This window comes from Planomonospora sp. ID82291 (assembly GCF_015711645.1).
Classification (GTDB): Bacteria; Actinomycetota; Actinomycetes; order Streptosporangiales; family Streptosporangiaceae; genus Planomonospora.
In genome coordinates this window covers 537,969-554,099 of the sequence record NZ_JABTEX010000004.1, presented here as the reverse complement: position 1 = coordinate 554,099, position 16,131 = coordinate 537,969, and the positions used below count along the sequence as shown (strand labels likewise).

16 protein-coding genes are annotated in these 16,131 nt (G+C 75.1%); 10 read left to right on the top strand and 6 right to left on the bottom strand.

Annotation, left to right across the window (positions count from 1 at the left end; genetic code table 11):
- The first annotated feature begins 29 nt into the window (after positions 1-29).
- The 4 genes from HS045_RS26940 (at position 30) to HS045_RS26925 (ending at position 3,142) form a co-directional block, all read left to right on the top strand.
- Positions 30-1,241: an MFS transporter gene (locus HS045_RS26940; RefSeq protein WP_196454267.1), complete on the top strand. Its 1,212-nt coding sequence runs from the start codon at positions 30-32 to the stop codon at positions 1,239-1,241.
- 66 nt (positions 1,242-1,307) lie between these two features.
- On the top strand, positions 1,308-2,192 hold the full coding sequence (locus HS045_RS26935) for an SDR family oxidoreductase (protein ID WP_196454266.1): 885 nt from the start codon (positions 1,308-1,310) through the stop codon (positions 2,190-2,192).
- 243 nt (positions 2,193-2,435) lie between these two features.
- Positions 2,436-2,648, top strand: coding sequence for a hypothetical protein (locus HS045_RS26930; protein ID WP_196454265.1), 213 nt, complete (start codon positions 2,436-2,438; stop codon positions 2,646-2,648).
- Positions 2,649-2,854: 206 nt separating this feature from the next.
- The gene (locus HS045_RS26925) at positions 2,855-3,142 is read left to right on the top strand and encodes an HU family DNA-binding protein (RefSeq protein WP_068893833.1); all 288 of its coding nucleotides are present in this window, start codon (positions 2,855-2,857) and stop codon (positions 3,140-3,142) included.
- A 53-nt stretch (positions 3,143-3,195) separates the two neighbouring features.
- On the opposite strand, the gene HS045_RS26920 is transcribed toward HS045_RS26925, so the two are convergent.
- The 4 genes from HS045_RS26920 to HS045_RS26905 all read right to left on the bottom strand — a co-directional run bounded on the left by HS045_RS26920 (position 3,196) and on the right by HS045_RS26905 (position 8,414).
- Positions 3,196-4,008 (bottom strand): ABC transporter ATP-binding protein, encoded by an 813-nt coding sequence (locus tag HS045_RS26920; protein WP_196454264.1) that lies wholly within the window; start codon positions 4,006-4,008, stop codon positions 3,196-3,198.
- Between the two features lie 78 nt (positions 4,009-4,086).
- Positions 4,087-5,700 carry a serine/threonine-protein kinase gene (locus tag HS045_RS26915; RefSeq protein WP_196454263.1) on the bottom strand — a complete coding sequence of 538 codons (1,614 nt, stop codon included), beginning with the start codon at positions 5,698-5,700 and terminating at the stop codon, positions 4,087-4,089.
- A gap of 260 nt (positions 5,701-5,960) precedes the next feature.
- Entirely contained in the window at positions 5,961-7,058 is a 1,098-nt protein-coding gene (locus HS045_RS26910; protein ID WP_196454262.1) for an alpha/beta hydrolase, read from the bottom strand.
- A gap of 324 nt (positions 7,059-7,382) precedes the next feature.
- Positions 7,383-8,414, bottom strand: a complete 1,032-nt coding sequence (locus tag HS045_RS26905; protein WP_196454261.1) for a trans-acting enoyl reductase family protein — start codon at positions 8,412-8,414, stop codon at positions 7,383-7,385.
- Positions 8,415-8,512: 98 nt separating this feature from the next.
- Here HS045_RS26905 and HS045_RS26900 point away from each other — a divergent pair, with 98 nt between their 5' ends.
- The 4 genes from HS045_RS26900 (at position 8,513) to HS045_RS26885 (ending at position 12,066) form a co-directional block, all read left to right on the top strand.
- Entirely contained in the window at positions 8,513-9,496 is a 984-nt protein-coding gene (locus tag HS045_RS26900; RefSeq protein WP_196454260.1) for a helix-turn-helix domain-containing protein, read from the top strand.
- Positions 9,497-9,645: 149 nt separating this feature from the next.
- Complete coding sequence (locus HS045_RS26895) at positions 9,646-10,443, top strand: ABC-2 family transporter protein (protein WP_196454493.1); 798 nt, start codon at positions 9,646-9,648, stop codon at positions 10,441-10,443.
- Positions 10,444-10,496: 53 nt separating this feature from the next.
- Entirely contained in the window at positions 10,497-11,285 is a 789-nt protein-coding gene (locus tag HS045_RS26890; protein WP_307827741.1) for an ABC-2 family transporter protein, read from the top strand.
- Between the two features lie 4 nt (positions 11,286-11,289).
- A complete protein-coding gene (locus HS045_RS26885) occupies positions 11,290-12,066 on the top strand; it encodes an ATP-binding cassette domain-containing protein (RefSeq protein WP_196454258.1) in 777 nt (258 codons plus the stop codon).
- Here the strand turns inward: HS045_RS26885 and HS045_RS26880 are convergent.
- A complete protein-coding gene (locus tag HS045_RS26880; RefSeq protein WP_196454257.1) occupies positions 12,027-13,472 on the bottom strand; it encodes an MFS transporter in 1,446 nt (481 codons plus the stop codon). The two genes, HS045_RS26885 and HS045_RS26880, sit on opposite strands and share 40 nt — an antisense overlap.
- 95 nt (positions 13,473-13,567) lie before the next feature.
- Between HS045_RS26880 and HS045_RS26875 the strand changes: the two genes are divergently transcribed.
- Positions 13,568-14,764 carry an ROK family transcriptional regulator gene (locus HS045_RS26875; RefSeq protein ID WP_196454256.1) on the top strand — a complete coding sequence of 399 codons (1,197 nt, stop codon included), beginning with the start codon at positions 13,568-13,570 and terminating at the stop codon, positions 14,762-14,764.
- Between the two features lie 55 nt (positions 14,765-14,819).
- Here HS045_RS26875 and HS045_RS26870 read toward each other — a convergent pair whose 3' ends face one another.
- The gene (locus HS045_RS26870) at positions 14,820-15,314 is read right to left on the bottom strand and encodes a hypothetical protein (protein WP_196454255.1); all 495 of its coding nucleotides are present in this window, start codon (positions 15,312-15,314) and stop codon (positions 14,820-14,822) included.
- Between the two features lie 213 nt (positions 15,315-15,527).
- Here HS045_RS26870 and HS045_RS26865 point away from each other — a divergent pair, with 213 nt between their 5' ends.
- Positions 15,528-16,097, top strand: a complete 570-nt coding sequence (locus HS045_RS26865; RefSeq protein WP_230884838.1) for an MFS transporter — start codon at positions 15,528-15,530, stop codon at positions 16,095-16,097.
- Positions 16,098-16,131: the final 34 nt, after the last annotated feature.

The following is a 16,131-nucleotide window of genomic DNA, read 5'->3' as shown; positions in this document are numbered from 1 at the left end:
ATTGATCCTTTTTCCTCGAGGCTGGGGACATGACGGCGACGAGATCCCCTGCGAACGGCGGCCTGCCGCACCGCCTGCTCCTGCTCATGTCCGCCGCCACCGGCCTGGCCGTCGCCGGTAACTACTTCGCGCAGCCGCTGCTCGACCTGATCGGCCGGGAGCTGGAGATCGGGCCCTCGGCGGCGGCGCTGGTGGTGACGGCGGCGCAGGGCGGGTACGCCCTGGGGCTGATCCTGCTGGTGCCGCTCGGCGACCTGATGGAGCGGCGGCGGCTGGCGGTGTCGCTCTACGCCGCGACCGCGGTGTTCCTGCTGGTCTCGGCCACCGCCGCCGACGGCACGGCACTCCTGGCCGGTACGGCTCTGACCGCCCTGACCTCGGTCGGAGCACAGGTCGTGGTGCCGTTCGCGGCGACGCTGGCGGATCCGGCGGAACGCGGCCGGGTGGTCGGCACGGTGATGACCGGGCTGATGCTCGGTCTGCTGCTGGCGCGGACCGCCGCCGGGGCGTTGTCGGAAGCGGGCGGGTGGCGGACGGTCTACTGGGTGCACGCGGCCCTGATGGCGCTGACCGCCGTACTGCTGCACCGCTTCCTGCCCCGGCTCGGCGGGGACGGCAAAGGCCTGTCCTACCCGGGGCTGCTGCGTTCGACGGTCGCGATGTTCCGGCACGAGCCGCTGCTGCGGTGGCGCGCGGGCATCGGCGCGTTGAGCCTCGCCTCGTTCAGCGTGCTGTGGACGGCGCTGACCTTCCTGCTGGCGGGGCCGCCGTACGGCTGGACGGAGTCGGCCATCGGCCTGGTCGGCCTGCTCGGCGTCGCGGGTGCGCTGACCGCCGCGGTGGCCGGGCGGCTGGCCGACCGCGGGCACGTGCAGACCGTCACCGGCGCCGGGACGGCCCTGCTCCTGGCGTCCTGGGCGGCGCTCGCGGCGGGGCCGCACTCCCTGCCCTGGCTGCTCGCCGGCGTGGTCGTGCTGGACCTGGCGCACCAGGCGGTGCTCAACAGCAGCCAGAACGTCCTCTACGCACTCCGGCCCGAGGCGCGCAACCGGATCAACTCCGCCTTCATGGCCTCCCTCTTCCTCGGCGGCGCGGCGGGCTCGGCGCTGGCGTCGGCGGCCTGGGCGCACGGCGGCTGGGCCGGCGTGTGCGCCCTGGGCGCCGCGCTCTCGGCCGGGACCGCCGCGCTCTGGGTCCTGGAGCGCCTCACCGTCGGGTCGCCGTCGCGGTACGTCAGCTGATCCGTGTCCTCTGATCCGTGTCCTCGCCGTCTGATCCATGTCCTCACCACCCGAAGGAGAACGAGCATGTCGCGCACCATACTGATCACCGGAGCCACCGGAACCGTGTCCACCGCGCTGGTGGACGCGCTGCGCGGGGCCGGGGTGAACCTCCGCGCCCTCGTCCGCCGATCGTCCGGCGCGGACGGCCTGCGCGAGCGGGGGGTCGAGGTCGTCGTCGGCGACCTCGACGACGCCCGGTCGCTGCCGCCCGCCTTCGAGGACGTGCAGGACGTCTGGCTGCTCACCCCGAACGGCCCGCGTGCTCCGGAGAACGGCATGAACGCCGTGTGGGCCGCCCGCCGGGCCGGTGCGGAGCGCGTCGTGCGCCTGTCCGCCGTCGGGGCGGCGCACGACGCGCCGAACCGCAGCGGCAGGCTGCACGCCCTGTCGGACCGGGAGACCGAACGGTGCGGCATGCGCTGGACGATCCTGCGTCCGCACTGGTTCATGCAGAACCTGCTGAACGAGGCGGGCGACATCGCCGCCGACGGCGCGTTCGCGCTGAACATGGCCGCGGCGCGGATCGGCATGGTCGACGCACGCGACGTCGCCGAGTGCGCCGCCCGCGTGCTCCTCGACGATCCGGACCGCCACCACGGCGCGACGTACACCCTCACGGGCCCGCGCTCGCTGACGTTCGACGAGGTCGCCGGTGAGCTGAGCCTCGCGCTCGGCAGACCCGTCAGGTACCTGCCGGTCGGCGACGACGCCAAGCGCGAGACGCTGCTCGGCTGCGGCGTGCCGGCCTGGATCGCCGACATGCTCGAGGAGTACGCGCAGGCGTACGCCTCCGGCTGGGGGGACTTCACCACCGATGCGCTCACCGGCCTTCTCGGCCGCCCGCCGCGTACCGTCGCCGACTTCGCCCGTGACCACGCCGCGGCGTTCGCCCCGGTCGGCGGCCTCTGAGCACCCGGCACGGGGCACGGCCTCTGAGCACCCGGCACGGCCATAGGTCCGTGGCCGGAGCACGGACCCAGGTGCGGGCGTGGGTGCGGATACGGGCGTGAGCCTGGGAGGAGAGAGGAATGAATGAGGATAAAACACGCGACACGGGAGTTCTGGGGAAATTTTATTCAGACATGGATGTTCCATCCTGATATGCCCTTCCAGTTACCCCGTTCTTACTCTTGTCTCCCTAGCCTCGGTTTTATGGGGATCTGGCTGGGACCGAACGGCATCGAGGTCGAGGCGCTCGTGGTGAACGATCGACCGTGCCTGCGCGTCACCCGTCTGGTCGACGGGGAGCGCACGCTCGTGGCGGACTGCGCCGACGTGCGGGAGGTCGGCCGCCACGTGGACCTGGCGCAGCTGGTCATGGCCGACGGCGACGAGCGGCGGAGGTTCGGTCACATCGGCGCGTGACCCGCGCCCGGCGGTGGCGCTCCCCGGCGCCAGGCCGCCTCCCTTCCTCCCGGCGCCCGGCCTTCCCCGGCACCCGGGGATGAAACAGACCGCGTGATCCCCGTAGTGTTGGCCCTCCCGGACACCGCAGGAACAGGCACGTGACCGCTCCCTCCCTGAAGGGGATTCCTGCGTCACCCCCGACCGCCCGCCGAGGAGGACTCCTCATGAACAAGCGTGAGCTGATCGAGAAGGCCGCCGCGGAGGCCGGTCTCACCCGGCGGCAGACCGCCGCGGCGCTGGACGCGATCCTGGACACCATCCAGCACGCCGTCGCAGGCGAGGACAAGGTCGCGATCCCCGGCTTCGGCTCCTTCGAGATCGTCCACAAACCCGCCAGGACCGGCCGCAACCCGCAGACCGGCGAACCGCTGGAGATCGCCGAGACCTGGACGGCCCGGTTCAAGCCCAGCCCCGGGTTCATGGGACTGATCCGCCAGCGCAAGAAGGACTGAGCCCGCACCGCGCGGAGGGACGCCCCCGTCCCGTCGGCGGTCCCTGTTCCGTCCTATCCGTGCCGTCCGCGGACGGCACGGGCGGACCAGCGGCCGTCCAGGCGGTCGATCCGCAGGGCGCGGCCGAAGCACTCCGACAGGTTCCGGCCGGTGAGGACCTCCTCCACCGGTCCCGCCGCGTGGATCCGGCCGTCGCGCATCAGCAGGGCGTGCGTCGTGGTCGCCGGCACCTCCTCCAGGTGGTGCGTCACGGTGATCGTGGTCAGCGCGGGCCGTACCGTCGCCAGTTCCTCCAGCACGGTGATCAGGTCCTCGCGGGCGGGCAGGTCGAGTCCGGCGAACGGCTCGTCCAGCAGCAGGACCACCGGATCGGCCATCAGCGCCCTGGCCACCCGGATGCGGGCCCGCTCCCCCTGCGAGCAGACGCGGAACAGCCGGTCGCCCAGGTCCTTGCAGCCCATGTCGGCCAGGAGCCGGTGGGCGCGCTCGTGCTCGCCGGGACCGTAGCGGTCCCACAGCGGGGCGCTGCTCCCGGTGTATCCGGTCAGGACGACGGTGTGCGCGGTGGCGCCCTCCTCCTCCAGCAGCTCCTCGTCGACGAGCCGCTGGCTGGCCGCGACCAGGCCGATGCGGCGGCGCAGCTCCCTGAGGTCCACCCGGCCCAGCCGCTGGCCGAGCACGGTGGCCGCGCCCTCGCTGGGGTGCCGTACGGCGGCGGCCAGCGAGAGCATCGTCGTCTTGCCCGCCCCGTTGGGGCCGAGGACGACCCAGTGCTGGCCGTACTCCACCTGCCAGTCGACGTCCGCCAGCAGCGTCCGCCCGACCACCCGGACCCCGACACCGCTCAGTTCGACCGCACCCGGCACAGTTCCCCCTCCGACTCGGCTGGCGCCGTTCACCCTAACGGATGGCCTCGGCCCCTCCCGGAGGCCCGTACGGGTCCCTCAGTCCCCGATCTGCGGCACCGGACCGGAGGAGGACGGGGAGGGGGAGGCGGTCGCCGTCGCGCTCGGCGACGGTGAGGGGCTCTCCCCGTCGCCGGTCTGCGGGATCCGGGTGAAGGAGGGCCTGGGCGCGGCCGTATCCGGCGGGCAGTCCTCTCCGGGATCCCGCGCCGCGGCCCGCCCCTCCCCGTCGGCGCAGGTCTGCGGTTCCCCGGGGGCGCCGCCCCCGGGTTCGTCGGAGGGTTCCGCCGGATCGCGCGGCCCGTCCGGGACCCGTTCCTCCGCGTGCCCGCTCACCTGCGGCACCGGCGAGGTCCGCGTCGTGGTGACCGTGATCGTGGACGGGCCGACCGGCGGCACCGTCCGGGCCTCCCCCGCCGGGGGACGGGTCCTGCGGAAGGCGCCGCCCGTGGGCGTCCCGTCGGCCGGGACCACCATCGGCACGTGCTCGGGCGGCCGGTCCGTCCCCTCCCCGAGACCGCCGTTCCCGGCGGCGAGCACGGCGAGCACGGCCATGGAGGCCGTGGCCAGCGCGGCGAACCCGGCCTGGGGCAGATGGGCGCCGTCGCGGGCGGCCCTGCGCGTCCCCCTGACCGGGGCCTCGGGCCGCTCGTGGACCCGCGGCCGGTTCCGGGACCGGTCCGCCGGCCCGGCCGCCGGGCGGGCCCGCGGCGGATCCGGGTTCCCCTCCTCCTGCGGGTACGGGACCGGCGTCCAGATCTCCGCCAGCACCTCGGCGACCGCCACCCGCAGGTCCCACGGGTCCCCGACCCCGCCCACGGCGAGCAGCGCGCCGAGCAGGTCCGCCGCCGGAGGGCGCCGGGCGGGCTCCTTGTCCAGCGCGGCCTCGACCACCGGGCGCAGCAGCGCGGGCACCGCGCAGAGCCGCGGCGGCTCCACCAGGATCCGCCGGGCCAGCGCGTCGGGCTCGCCGGCGCCGAAGGGGTGGTGGCCGGTCGCGGCGTAGGCGACCAGGCATCCCCAGGAGAAGACGTCGGAGGGCGGCAGGGCCCTGCCGCCGGTGAGGCGTTCCGGGGCGACCCAGCCGGGGCTCCCCATGACCTGCCCGGCCTGGGTGAGCGCGGCGAGGCCGTTCGCGCCCCCGGCGATGTCCCTGGCGATGTCCCTGGCGATCCCGAAGTCGATGACCCGCGGGCCGGTGGGCGACAGCAGCACGTTGGCCGGTTTCAGGTCCCGGTGGACCAGCCCGGCCTCGTGCACCGCCGTCAGCGCGGCGGCCACGCCGAGGGCGATGCCGTAGGCGAGGTCGGGGGTGAGCGGGCCGCGGGCGGAGACCACCTGGGAGAGGGCGGGGCCGGGGACGTACTCGCAGACCAGGTAGGGCCGCTCCCGGTCGGTGCCGTCCTCGATCACCGCGGCGGTGCAGAACGGGACCACCCGGCGGGAGAACTCCACCTCCTCCGCGAAACGGGCGCGGAGCGTGGGATCGTCGAGGTGCACCGGATGCGGCGTCTTGATCGCGACCACCCCGCCGTACGGGTGCTCGGCCAGGTAGACCACGCCCATGCCGCCGGCGCCGAGCCGGCCGAGCAGGAGATGGCGGCCGATGACGACCGGGTCTCCCACGGTCAGCGGCCGCACGCCAGGGGGCATCCCGTTCCCGGGGCCGGTTCCGCCACGTGCCATCCGGATCGAGCCTCTCGTGTGCGCGCTACGGCAAGCACACTGTGACCGGAGGGAGCGGGCCTTCGCTCCCGACCGGTCACAAGCACTATGGCGGGTAAGGCGAATCATCCCTCAAGGTAAGTAACCGATGGGGTCCGAGGTGCTGGACATACCGGCGCTACCTGGGGGAAACCCCTCTCTGCGCGGTCAGATCGCCGCCGGGCCGTACCCGGCGGATCCCCACGCCCTCAGGCCGCCGCCGAACCGGATCCGTCAGCGGGCTCGGAGCCGAGGAGGCCCGCGGCGAGCAGGTCCGCCGCGCCGGGGTCCGCGGCGCGCAGGTCCGCGGCGAGCGCGCCGCCGGCGGAGACGTCCGCGGGGGCGGCCCCGGCCGACAGCACCCGGGCCGCGTCCAGGAAGCGGGCGATGTGCAGGAAGGCCCGGCGCGCCTCGGGGAGGATGTCGGCGAGGAGCGGGAAGACGTGCGGCATGCGCCGCCACTCCTCATAGGTCACCGGGACGCCCGCCTCGCGCGCGCGTTCGGCGACGCGGCGCCCCTCGTCGCGGAGGACCTCGGTGGAACCGGTGACGATCATCAGCGGGGGCAGCCCGGCGTAGTCGCCGAGCACCGGCGACACCAGCGGGTCGCGGGCGTCGAGGCCGGAGGTCCAGCGCCGGGCGAGCCAGTCGACGCGGCCGGCCGGGATCAGCGGGTCGGCCAGCCGGTTGACCCGGCGGGGGGTGTCGGTGAGGTCGGTCCACGGGGACAGGCACACGGCGGCGGCGGGCGGCGGCAGCCCCCGGTCGCGCAGCGCCAGCAGGGCGGCCAGGGTGAGGTGGCCGCCCGCCGAGTCACCGGCGAACAGGACGTCGGCCGGGTCGTAGCCCCGTTCCAGCAGGCACCGGTAGGCGGCGAGCGCGTCCTGGAGCGACTCGGCCAGCGTGTGCACCGGGCCCTGGCGGTAGTCGAGCGCCAGCACCGGGCGGCGGGCGGCGACCGACAGGCGCCAGGTGATGGGCCGGTGGGTGGCCGGGGAGCAGACGAAGTAGGCGCCGCCGTGGAAGTAGAGCAGGACCTTGCGCTCGTCGAGCTCCCGCCCGCCGCGGACCCACTCCCCCTCGCACCCTCCGATGGACTCCCCCTCGACGGTCACGTGCCCGGGCAGCCGGAGCGGGACCTTCGTGGCGAGGGCGACGATCCGGGAGGCGGCGACCACGCTGGCGTCCGACCGCAGCAGGAGCCCGGAGATCGGCTTGAAGGTGCCGCGCATGATCGTGTTCAGCGCCGTGGCCTGCCAGCTGACGGGATAACCGGGGCAGACGTCCACGTTGATCTCGTCGCGCATGTGGGCACCTCCTGGAGAGGAGGATGCCCTGTAGAACTTCCTTCTACCATTCCGCGAAGCTATCGCCATGGTTACGGATATGTGACGGTATGTCCCATGCATCTCTCCGTAACCGCCTCTCCGTAATCGTCGTCCGTCCGCCGGCGGCGGGCGTCCCCCTCGCGGAGTCATCCGCACTACCCCACCGGGATCAGCGACCGGCCGCTCACGGGACGCCGGGAGTAGTCCCGCGCCGCCGATGCGGGCCGGCCCGCCGGCCGCACCGGTCGCCGTCCCCGGGCTCCGAGGCCTCCGGCCTTCCCGGGATCCGGACTCCCGGCAGGCCTAGGAGCGCAGTTCCACGGAGATGTGCGGGGACAGCGCGCGGAGGAAGTCGGAGGCGTCGAAGATCGCGCCGGCGGAGGCGACGCCGACGGTCGTGGTGCGTCCGGTGAGGATGCGCTCGACCGCCTCCGCGACCAGCGGGGCGGTGACGGCGTAGATGTCCCGGCCGCTCGCGGTGGCGCGCCGCTCGCCGCCGCCGGAGCGCACGACGACGTCGACGAGGAAGGTCTGGTCCGACCGCCCGCGCTCGTCGGCCGGGACCGGCGCCGGCGTGTCCGGGGCCGCGAGGTCCCTGGCGGCCGCGACCGTCATGTAGGTGCGCACTTCGGGGATGGACAGGTGGCTGGGAACGGTGACGACGTCGGCCATCGTGAACTCCCCGATGACGGCCCGAGGGCCGATCGGGTCGGGGAAGGGCCACTCCAGGACCGGCGGGTCGTCCTGGCGGTACTCCAGCCGGCCGTTCGTGTACACGACGCGCCGCCCGTCCCGCCGCCGCCGGGAGACCGCTCCGGCGGCGCGCGTCCCGGCGGTGGGGTGCCAGCCGCTCAGCCCGTAGGCGACGTGCGCCTCGTCGGCCGCGTCCCAGTCGCCCATGGCGGCGGTGGTCAGCAGGTCGCCGAGGCCGCCGTAGAAGGCCATCGCGGGGACGATCACCGCTCCTGCGGCGCGGGCGCGGCCGGCGAAGTGCGTGAAGGTGTCGGCGTTGGCCTCGATCTCGGCCGCCACGTCCGCGTACGGGATCCCGGCGCGCAGCGCCGCCTCGATCACCGGGGCGGCCGTCACCGCGAACGGTCCGGCACAGTTGATCACGGCCGCCGCGCCGGCCAGCGCGCGGTCGAGCGAGGCCGGGTCGTCGACCGACGCCGTGCGGGTCTCCAGCCCGGGTTCTGAGGCCGCCAGCGCCTGCAGCCTGCCGGCGTCGCGGCCGGAGGCCACCGGGACGAACCCGCGCTCCCGCAGCTCCGCCACCACGAACCGGCCGGTGTGCCCGTATGCGCCGAACACCGCCACTGCCTGCCCCGATCCCATGGACCCTCCCTCTGCTCGAACGACTCCGGGATCATCCTGGCGGGGGCGGGCATCCCAGTGTGAGCGTCTGGAACGCCATCATGCGTACAATTTCCGACATGCACACCGTCGCGCTGGCCGCCACCGACGGCATGCTGCACTTCGAGCTGTCCCTGGCGTACGAGGTCTTCTCCTCCGCCCCGGCCGGCGTGACGGTCCCCTGGTACGACGTCACCGTCTGCGGGCCGGGCGCCGTGCGCGTCGGACGGTTCCGGCTGGAACCCGACCGCGGCCTCGACCACCTCCCCCGCGCCCGCACCGTGATCGTCCCAGGATGGGCCGACGTCGAGGCGGACCCGCCCGCCGAGCTGGTCGACGCGGTGCGCGCGGCACACGAGGCGGGCGCGCGCGTGGCCTCTCTCTGCACGGGCGCGTTCGTGCTGGCCGCCGCCGGCCTGCTGGACGGAAGGCGCGCGACCACGCACTGGGCGCACACCCGTGACCTGGCGGCCCGCTACCCCGGGGTGGACGTGAACCCGGACGTCCTGTACGTGGACGGCGGCAGCGTGCTCACCTCCGCCGGCAAGGCCGCGGCCATGGACCTGTGCCTGCACCTGGTCCGCCTCGACCACGGCTCCTCGATCGCCAACGCGGTCGCCCGCCGCCTGGTCGTGCCGCCGCACCGGGACGGCGGCCAGGCCCAGTTCGTCACCGCCCCCGTGCCCGCCCCGCACGACCACCCGCTCGCCGGGCTGCTCCCCTGGGTGATCGAGCGGCTGGACCGTCCGCTGACCGTGGAGGACATGGCCCGCCAGGCGAACATGAGCGCGCGCCATCTGGCCCGCCGCTTCAGGTCGGTGACCGGCACCACCCCGCTGCGATGGCTGCTGACCCAGCGGATCCGCCGTGCCCAGGAGCTGCTGGAGACCACCGACGACGGCGTCGGCGCCATCGCGGCGGCCACCGGCATGGGCACCGCCACGACACTGCGCCGGCACTTCGGCCGCACGGTCGGCGTGCCTCCGGACGCCTACCGCCGCACCTTCCGCTCGCGCACCCGCCCCAGCACGGAGGCACGGACGGAGGCACGGACGGAGGCATAGGGAAGATAGGGAAGATAGGGAACACAGGGGGCGTAGACGGCCGCGACGTGCGGCCGGGCTCCGGCGCCGGGCCGAAAACCCGTTGCCGCGGCGCCGTACGACGGGGACAATGACACGGCCGCCCCAGTGCACCGGAACCCGGAACCTCCCTGGAGGACGTCTTCCTGCTCTACGCGCGCATCGCCGCCTACGGCTTCCGCCGTCACTCCGCCTACCGCGCCGCCGCCCTCGCCGGGGCCTTCACCAACAGCGTCTTCGGCGTCCTCCGCGCCTACGTCCTGATCGCCCTCTGGCAGGCCCGCCCCGGCCTCGCCGGATACGACGTGACGGACGCCGTCACCTTCTGCTTCCTCAGCCAGGCCTTCATCGGCCCCATGCAGGTCTTCGGCGGCGGGCTGCAGCTCGCCGGGCGCGTGCGCAGCGGGGACGTCGCCGTCGACCTGCTGCGCCCGGCCTCCCTGCAGCTGTGGAGCCTGGCCGACGACCTGGGCCGCGCCGCCTACCTGTTCCTGCTGCGCAGCCTGCCGCCCACCCTCCTCGGCGCCGCCCTCTTCGGCATCGTCGTGCCGACCGATCCGGCGACCTGGGCCGCCTTCGCCGCCTCCTTCGTCCTGGGGGTGCTGATCGGCTTCGCGCTGCGCTACCTGACGGCGCTGTCGTGCTGCTGGATCGTCGACGACCAGGGCGTGCAGTCGCTCTCGCTGGTGCTGACGCTCTTCCTCAGCGGCATGATCCTGCCCCTGAACCTGTTCCCCGGCTGGTTCGGCGCCCTGGCCCGGTCCCTGCCCTGGGCCGCCATGGTCCAGCTCCCGGCCGACGTCTACCTCGGCAAGCGGGACGCCCTGGAGGCGCTCGCCTTCCAGGCCGGGTGGGCGGCGGCGCTGCTCGCGCTGGGCGCCCTGGTCACCCGGGCCGCCCGGCGCAAGGTGGTGGTCCAGGGTGGATGACCCGAGACGGCCGCGGCCCGGCCGCACCGCGGGCGCCCCGGGCGGAGCCGCCCGTGGTTAGGACCTACCTGCTGCTCGCGTGGACCTGGCTGCGCGCCTCCGCGCAGTACCCCGTCTCGCTGGTGATGATGGTCCTCGGCTCGTTCGCCGTCAACGCCCTGGACGTCGCGGCCATCTGGATCATCTTCCGGCACACCGATTCACTCGGCGGGTTCGGCCTGGCCGAGGTCATGTTCCTGTACGGCACCGCAGGCATGTCCTTCGCCCTGGCCGACATGCTCTTCGGCAACGTCGACCGGCTCAGCCACCACATCCGCAGCGGGAGCTTCGACACCATGCTGATCCGCCCGGCCTCCGCGTTCGTCCAGACGGCCACCGACCGCTTCAGCGTGCACCGCTTCGGGCGGCTCGCCCAGTCCGCGGTGGTGCTCGGCATCGCCCTGCCCCGGCTCGACCTGCCGTGGGAGCGGGCGTGGGCGGTCCCGCTGATGATCGCCTGCGGGGTCGTCATCTTCGCTGCGATCTTCACGCTCGGCGGGGCCCTGCAGTTCCTGCTCACCGACGCCCCCGAGGTGGCCAACGCCTTCACCTACGGCGGCAGCTCGCTGACCCAGTACCCCTTCAGCGTCTACGGCGAGCAGCTCGTCAAGGGGGTGACGTTCATCGTCCCGCTGGCGTTCGTCAACTGGCAGCCGGCCCTGTACGTGCTGGACCGGCCCGACCCCCTCGGCCTGCCGTACGGACTGCGCTTCGCCGCGCCGCTCGCCGCCCTGCTGCTCGCCCTGGCCGCCGCGCTGGCCTGGCGGGCGGGCATCCGCCGCTACCGTTCCACCGGGAGTTGACCAGATGATCGAAGTCGACCGGGCCGGGCGTTCCTTCACCGTCGGCCGGGGCAGCGCCCGGCGGACCGTGCACGCCGTGCGGGACCTGTCGTTCACGGTCGGGGCCGGGGAGTTCGTCGGCTACCTCGGCCCCAACGGCGCGGGCAAGTCCACCACCATCAAGATGCTCACCGGCATCCTGGCCCCCACCTCGGGCCGCCTGCGGGTGGCCGGGCTCGACCCCACGCGCCGCCGTACGGCGCTCGCCCGCAGGATCGGGGTGGTCTTCGGGCAGCGCACGACCCTGTGGTGGGACCTGCCGCTGAAGGACAGCTTCCAGCTGATCCGGCATCTTTACAAAGTAGATCGAATGGATTTCCGGCGGCGGCTGGACGAGCTGGCGGACCTGCTCGACCTCGGGGCGTTCATGGACACCCCGGTCCGCCAGCTCAGCCTCGGCCAGCGCATGCGCGGCGACGTCACCGCCGCCCTCCTGCACGACCCGGCCGTCCTGGTCCTGGACGAGCCGACGATCGGCCTCGACGTGGTGAGCAAGGTCGCCATGCGCGACTTCCTGCGCCGCCTCAACGCCGAGCGCGGCACCACCGTCCTGCTCACCACCCACGACCTGGGCGACATCGAGAAGCTCTGCCGCCGCGTCATGCTCATCGACCACGGCCGCCTCGGCTTCGACGGCACCCTCGACGACCTGCGCGCCACGGCTCCGGACGGGGAGTCCCTGGAGGAGGTCGTCGCCCGCCTCTACACCGGCCCGCCCCCGGAGGCGCCCGCCTCCCCGTGAAGGCCCGGCCGCGTGCGCGCGCCTCCGCGGGGCCATGACGCGGCGGCCAGGACCGCCGCCAGGGGCGGCACCGTGACCAGGAACGCCGTCCGCAGGTCGAGCGCGGCCCCGAGCGCGGCCAGCGCCGCGGGCGCCGCCAGGATCGCGGTGCCGGAGGCGAGCGCGCCGTACGCCGCCGACCGCGCCGCCGGGAGCCCCGGAACCTGGACCAGCCGGGCGAGCGTCACCGGGTAGAACGGCGCGATCCCCAGTCCGGCCACGAGGAGTCCGGCGGTGACCGGTGCGGGCGCGCCGGTCACCGCGACGAGCAGGGTCCCGGCCGCCGCGAGCCCGCATCCCAGCGGGACGACCGGGACCTCCCGCGCGAGCAGGCGCGGCGCCACCAGACGGCCGGCCGCCATCCCGGCCAGGAACGCGGTGGCCGTCGCGGCGGCCGCGGCCGTGGTCAGCCCGGTCTCCTGCAGCCGGGCCGTGGCCCAGATCGTGAAGCAGAACTCCATGGACACCGCCACCACGATGGCGGCCCACGTCCCGGCCGTCCGCCACCCCGCGGGCGGGCCGGAGGCGTCACCGCCCCGCCGCGCCGCCGGGGAGGGACCGCGTGCTCCGGCGGCGTCCGCACCCGGCCGGAGGCTCCGCGGGGCGGCGGGCGGGCGCCGGTCCCGGACACCGGAGGCCGCGGCCGGGCGGGCCCGGGCGTCGGCCGCCAGGAACAGCAGCGGCGGGACGGCCAGCAGGAGGACCAGCCGGCCGTTCGCACCGGCGGCGTCGAGCGCGCCGATGGCGGGCGGGCCGAGCAGCGCGCTGACGCTCGCCGCCGCGTTGGCGCGGGCGAGGCGGGCGGCGGCGTCCGGGCCGTGCAGCAGGGCCGGGGTCACCAGGACGAGCCCGGCCGCCCCGAGCCCCAGCAGGAGCGCGCCGGCCGCGGCGGCCGCCGCGACGGGCGCGACGGCGAGCAGCGCCGCGCCGGCGGCGGCGACCAGGGCGGCCGACAGCAGCACCGGACGGGGGCCCGGCCGCAGCATCAGCGGTCCCGCGGCGCCGACGGCCAGCAGACCGGCGCCGAAGGACGACGAGAGCCAGGCCAGTTCACCGGGGTGGGCGCCGAGGTCGCGGGCGAGCAGCACCAGGCACGCGCCGAGGCTGTTGACGGTGAATCCGAGCGCCGCCTGCGCGAACCCGACCTGCCGGACGACCCGCCGCTCCTGTGCGGCGCCGTCCCGCGCTGAAGCCCCCTCGCGCGCGGCGGCGGGCTCCTCCTGCCGCGTCCCGGACGTTCCGGCACCTCCCGCCCGTCGCGTCCCGGACGTTCCGGGATCCTCCGTCCACCACGTCCCGTGCTCCCCCGCCCGCGCGGGCCGGGTGCGTTCGACAGACGCCCCGGAGTCGAGGAGAGTGCCGTCCATGCCCAGGAGCACCGCTTCGGTCGTTCGGCCCAGCCGTCGCACAGCGTCCCCCTCTAATAAACTCGTTGGTCGAGGATAAGGAGGCGGTGGCGTCCATGACAAGCCCTTCGGGTCGTCCGTCCTCCGTCCGCGCCCGGGACGCCCGGTGGCGCGGCGCGCTGGCCGTACTGGAGGAGATGCGCCGGGAGCCGGGCGTCACCCGGGCGGGCGTCGCCCAGCGGCTCGGGCTGACCACCGGTTCGGCCACCGAGATCACCGCGCGCCTGCGCGAGCTGGCGCTGCTCGCCGAGACCTCGGCCGCCTCCGCCGGGCGGGGACGGCCGACGACGGTGCTGCACCCGCATCCGGAGGGCCCGGTCGTCATCGCGGCCGACATCCGGCAGGAGGACTGGCGGATCGCGGTCGCGGCGCTCGACGGCAGACCGCACGTCGCCGAAGCGGGCGCGCACGCCGACCGCGAGCCCGGCCGGGTGATCGGCGTGATCGCGGAAGCGGTGCGGCGCGCCTGCGAACGGCACGGCGACCGCGTCCGGGCCGTGTCGGCGGCCGTCGCCGCGACGGTCCGGCACGGCGCGGTCGTGCAGTCCGCCGCGCTGGGCTGGGACGCGGTGGACCTGTCCGGGCTGGTGCCCGATCCGCGCCTGCCGCTGTTCATCGGCAACGACGCGACGCTCGCCGGCGCCGCCGAGGCCCGCTACGGCGCCGCCGCGGGGGCCGGCACCGCGCTGCACGTCACGATCGAGGTCGGGGTGGGGGGCACCCTGGTCGTGGACGGCCGTCCCGTCCTGGGCGCGACCGGCGCCGGCGGGGAGTTCGGCCACCTGCCGTTCGGCGACCCCGCGCTGCGCTGCCCGTGCGGCGCGACGGGGTGCTGGGACCTCGCCGTCGACGGGCGCGCCATCGCCCGCCACCTCGGAGAGCCGCCGCCCCGCGATCCGCGCAGCTACGCGCAGGCGGCCCTGGGCAGGGCGGTGCGGGACGCGCCGGTCCGGGCCGCGGTGGGCCGCGCCGCGAGCGCGTTCGGACGCGGCCTCGCCGGGCTGGTCAACGCCTTCGACCCCGACGTCGTCACGCTCGGCGGCTTCGCCGAGCCGTTGCGCGCCGCGGCCGCTCCGGAGTTCGGCGCGGCCCTGACCGACGGGCTGATGCGGTTCCGCCGACCCGATCCGCCACCCGTGGTGGCCGCCGTGCTCGGCGGGGACGGCGCGCTGCACGGGGCCGCGGTCACCGCGCTCGACGGCGTCCTCACCGAGGAGGGCCTCAGCGCGTGGGCTGCCGGACGCCCCGGCTGAGCACGCCGCCCGTCAGCGGTCCGGACGCCCCGGCTGGGCACGCCGCCCGTCAGTATCAGTAGGAGGACCGGCCGTTCGACTCCTCGTACTCGTCGTCGTCCTCGTCCCCGCCGCTTCCGGCCCAGCGGGAGGGCAGCAGGACGGGAAGGAACAGGGCGACGCCGACGAGCGCGTACACGCCGGTGGTGAGCAGGATGCGCATGCCCCGGCCCGCTTGGAGCAACGCCTCGTGGAAGGTCGGGTTGACGGGCAGGAACCCCAGGCCGCGGCCGGCGTCCAGGACGTAGACCACGGTCCAGGAGAGCAGGACCAGCGACGGGATGAAGGAGGCCACCGGGGAGACCCTGCCGACGACCACCAGGCCGAGCAGGAGGCCGATCCCCGCCATCGCGGCCGGCGCGGCCCAGTTCTGCCCGGTGCCTGCGACGGGCGGGGCGACGCCCTGGGCGGGCTGGAGGGCGAGGCCCATCTCCGCGGCGGCCCATCCCGCGCCGAGCAGGAGGACCGCCGTCACCACCAGTCCGATGAGCAGTCCGAAGACGTGCCTCATCCCCCACCACCTCGGCCTCGACATGTTCCGGTCGCGGCAACCATAGCCACAAAAGCCATAAAGCGGCAGGGATCGCACGCTTTCGGTTCATCGGCCCCGATGCGGGCCGCGTCCGCACCCGGTGCCGGGCCGCGTCCGGATTCGATGCCGAACCGCGTCCGGATTCGATGCCGGGCCGGATCGGACTCGATGCACCGCCGCCGCCGTGAGAGCATGGCTCGCGTCATGCTCGCCCTCCTCCCGCTCCGGCTCCTGCGCGCGGCCGTCTTCTCCGCCGTCTGCGTGACGCTCGCCGCCCTCGGCCACGCCGCCGCGGGCGGGACGGGACCGCAGCCGCGGGCGCTGGCCGCGGGAGCGGTGGCGGTGGCGGTCCTGTCCGCCTCGCTCGCCGGACGCGAGCGGTCCGGCGGCACGGTCACCGCGGTGCTCATCGGGACGCAGCTGGGCCTGCACGAACTGTTCACCCTGGGCGGCGGCACCGTCGCGCCCTCCCCCGCAGGGCACCTCCACGACCGAGGGCTGGGCGAGAGCCTGGGCATGCTCCTGGTCCACCTGACCGCCACGCTGATCACCGGCTGGTGGCTGGCCCGCGGCGAGGCCGCCCTGTGGACGCTGCTGCGCGCGGCCGCCCACCGCCTGGGGTCGGCGTTCCGGCCGCTCGCGGCGGCCGTGTCCTTCCGCGTCCCGCCGTCCGCCCCGCTCCCCGCGCCGCCGCCCGTCCCCGGCCGGGGCCTCCTCCGCCACACCGTCAGCCGGCGCGGTCCTCCGCTTCCCGCCGCCTGACCCCGCCCCGACCCGATTCCCCCGTTCTCGTCGA

Excerpts from the sequence above, each read along its gene's own strand:
- HS045_RS26940 (WP_196454267.1), top strand. The coding sequence starts at position 30 with ATGACGGCGACGAGATCCCCTGCGAACGGCGGCCTGCCGCACCGCCTG.
- HS045_RS26935 (WP_196454266.1), top strand. The coding sequence starts at position 1,308 with ATGTCGCGCACCATACTGATCACCGGAGCCACCGGAACCGTGTCCACC.
- HS045_RS26930 (WP_196454265.1), top strand. The coding sequence starts at position 2,436 with ATGGGGATCTGGCTGGGACCGAACGGCATCGAGGTCGAGGCGCTCGTG.
- HS045_RS26925 (WP_068893833.1), top strand. The coding sequence starts at position 2,855 with ATGAACAAGCGTGAGCTGATCGAGAAGGCCGCCGCGGAGGCCGGTCTC.
- HS045_RS26915 (WP_196454263.1), bottom strand. The coding sequence starts at position 5,700 with ATGCCCCCTGGCGTGCGGCCGCTGACCGTGGGAGACCCGGTCGTCATC.
- HS045_RS26910 (WP_196454262.1), bottom strand. The coding sequence starts at position 7,058 with ATGCGCGACGAGATCAACGTGGACGTCTGCCCCGGTTATCCCGTCAGC.
- HS045_RS26905 (WP_196454261.1), bottom strand. The coding sequence starts at position 8,414 with ATGGGATCGGGGCAGGCAGTGGCGGTGTTCGGCGCATACGGGCACACC.
- HS045_RS26900 (WP_196454260.1), top strand. The coding sequence starts at position 8,513 with ATGCACACCGTCGCGCTGGCCGCCACCGACGGCATGCTGCACTTCGAG.
- HS045_RS26885 (WP_196454258.1), top strand. The coding sequence starts at position 11,290 with ATGATCGAAGTCGACCGGGCCGGGCGTTCCTTCACCGTCGGCCGGGGC.
- HS045_RS26880 (WP_196454257.1), bottom strand. The coding sequence starts at position 13,472 with ATGGACGGCACTCTCCTCGACTCCGGGGCGTCTGTCGAACGCACCCGG.
- HS045_RS26875 (WP_196454256.1), top strand. The coding sequence starts at position 13,568 with ATGACAAGCCCTTCGGGTCGTCCGTCCTCCGTCCGCGCCCGGGACGCC.
- HS045_RS26870 (WP_196454255.1), bottom strand. The coding sequence starts at position 15,314 with ATGAGGCACGTCTTCGGACTGCTCATCGGACTGGTGGTGACGGCGGTC.
- HS045_RS26865 (WP_230884838.1), top strand. The coding sequence starts at position 15,528 with ATGGCTCGCGTCATGCTCGCCCTCCTCCCGCTCCGGCTCCTGCGCGCG.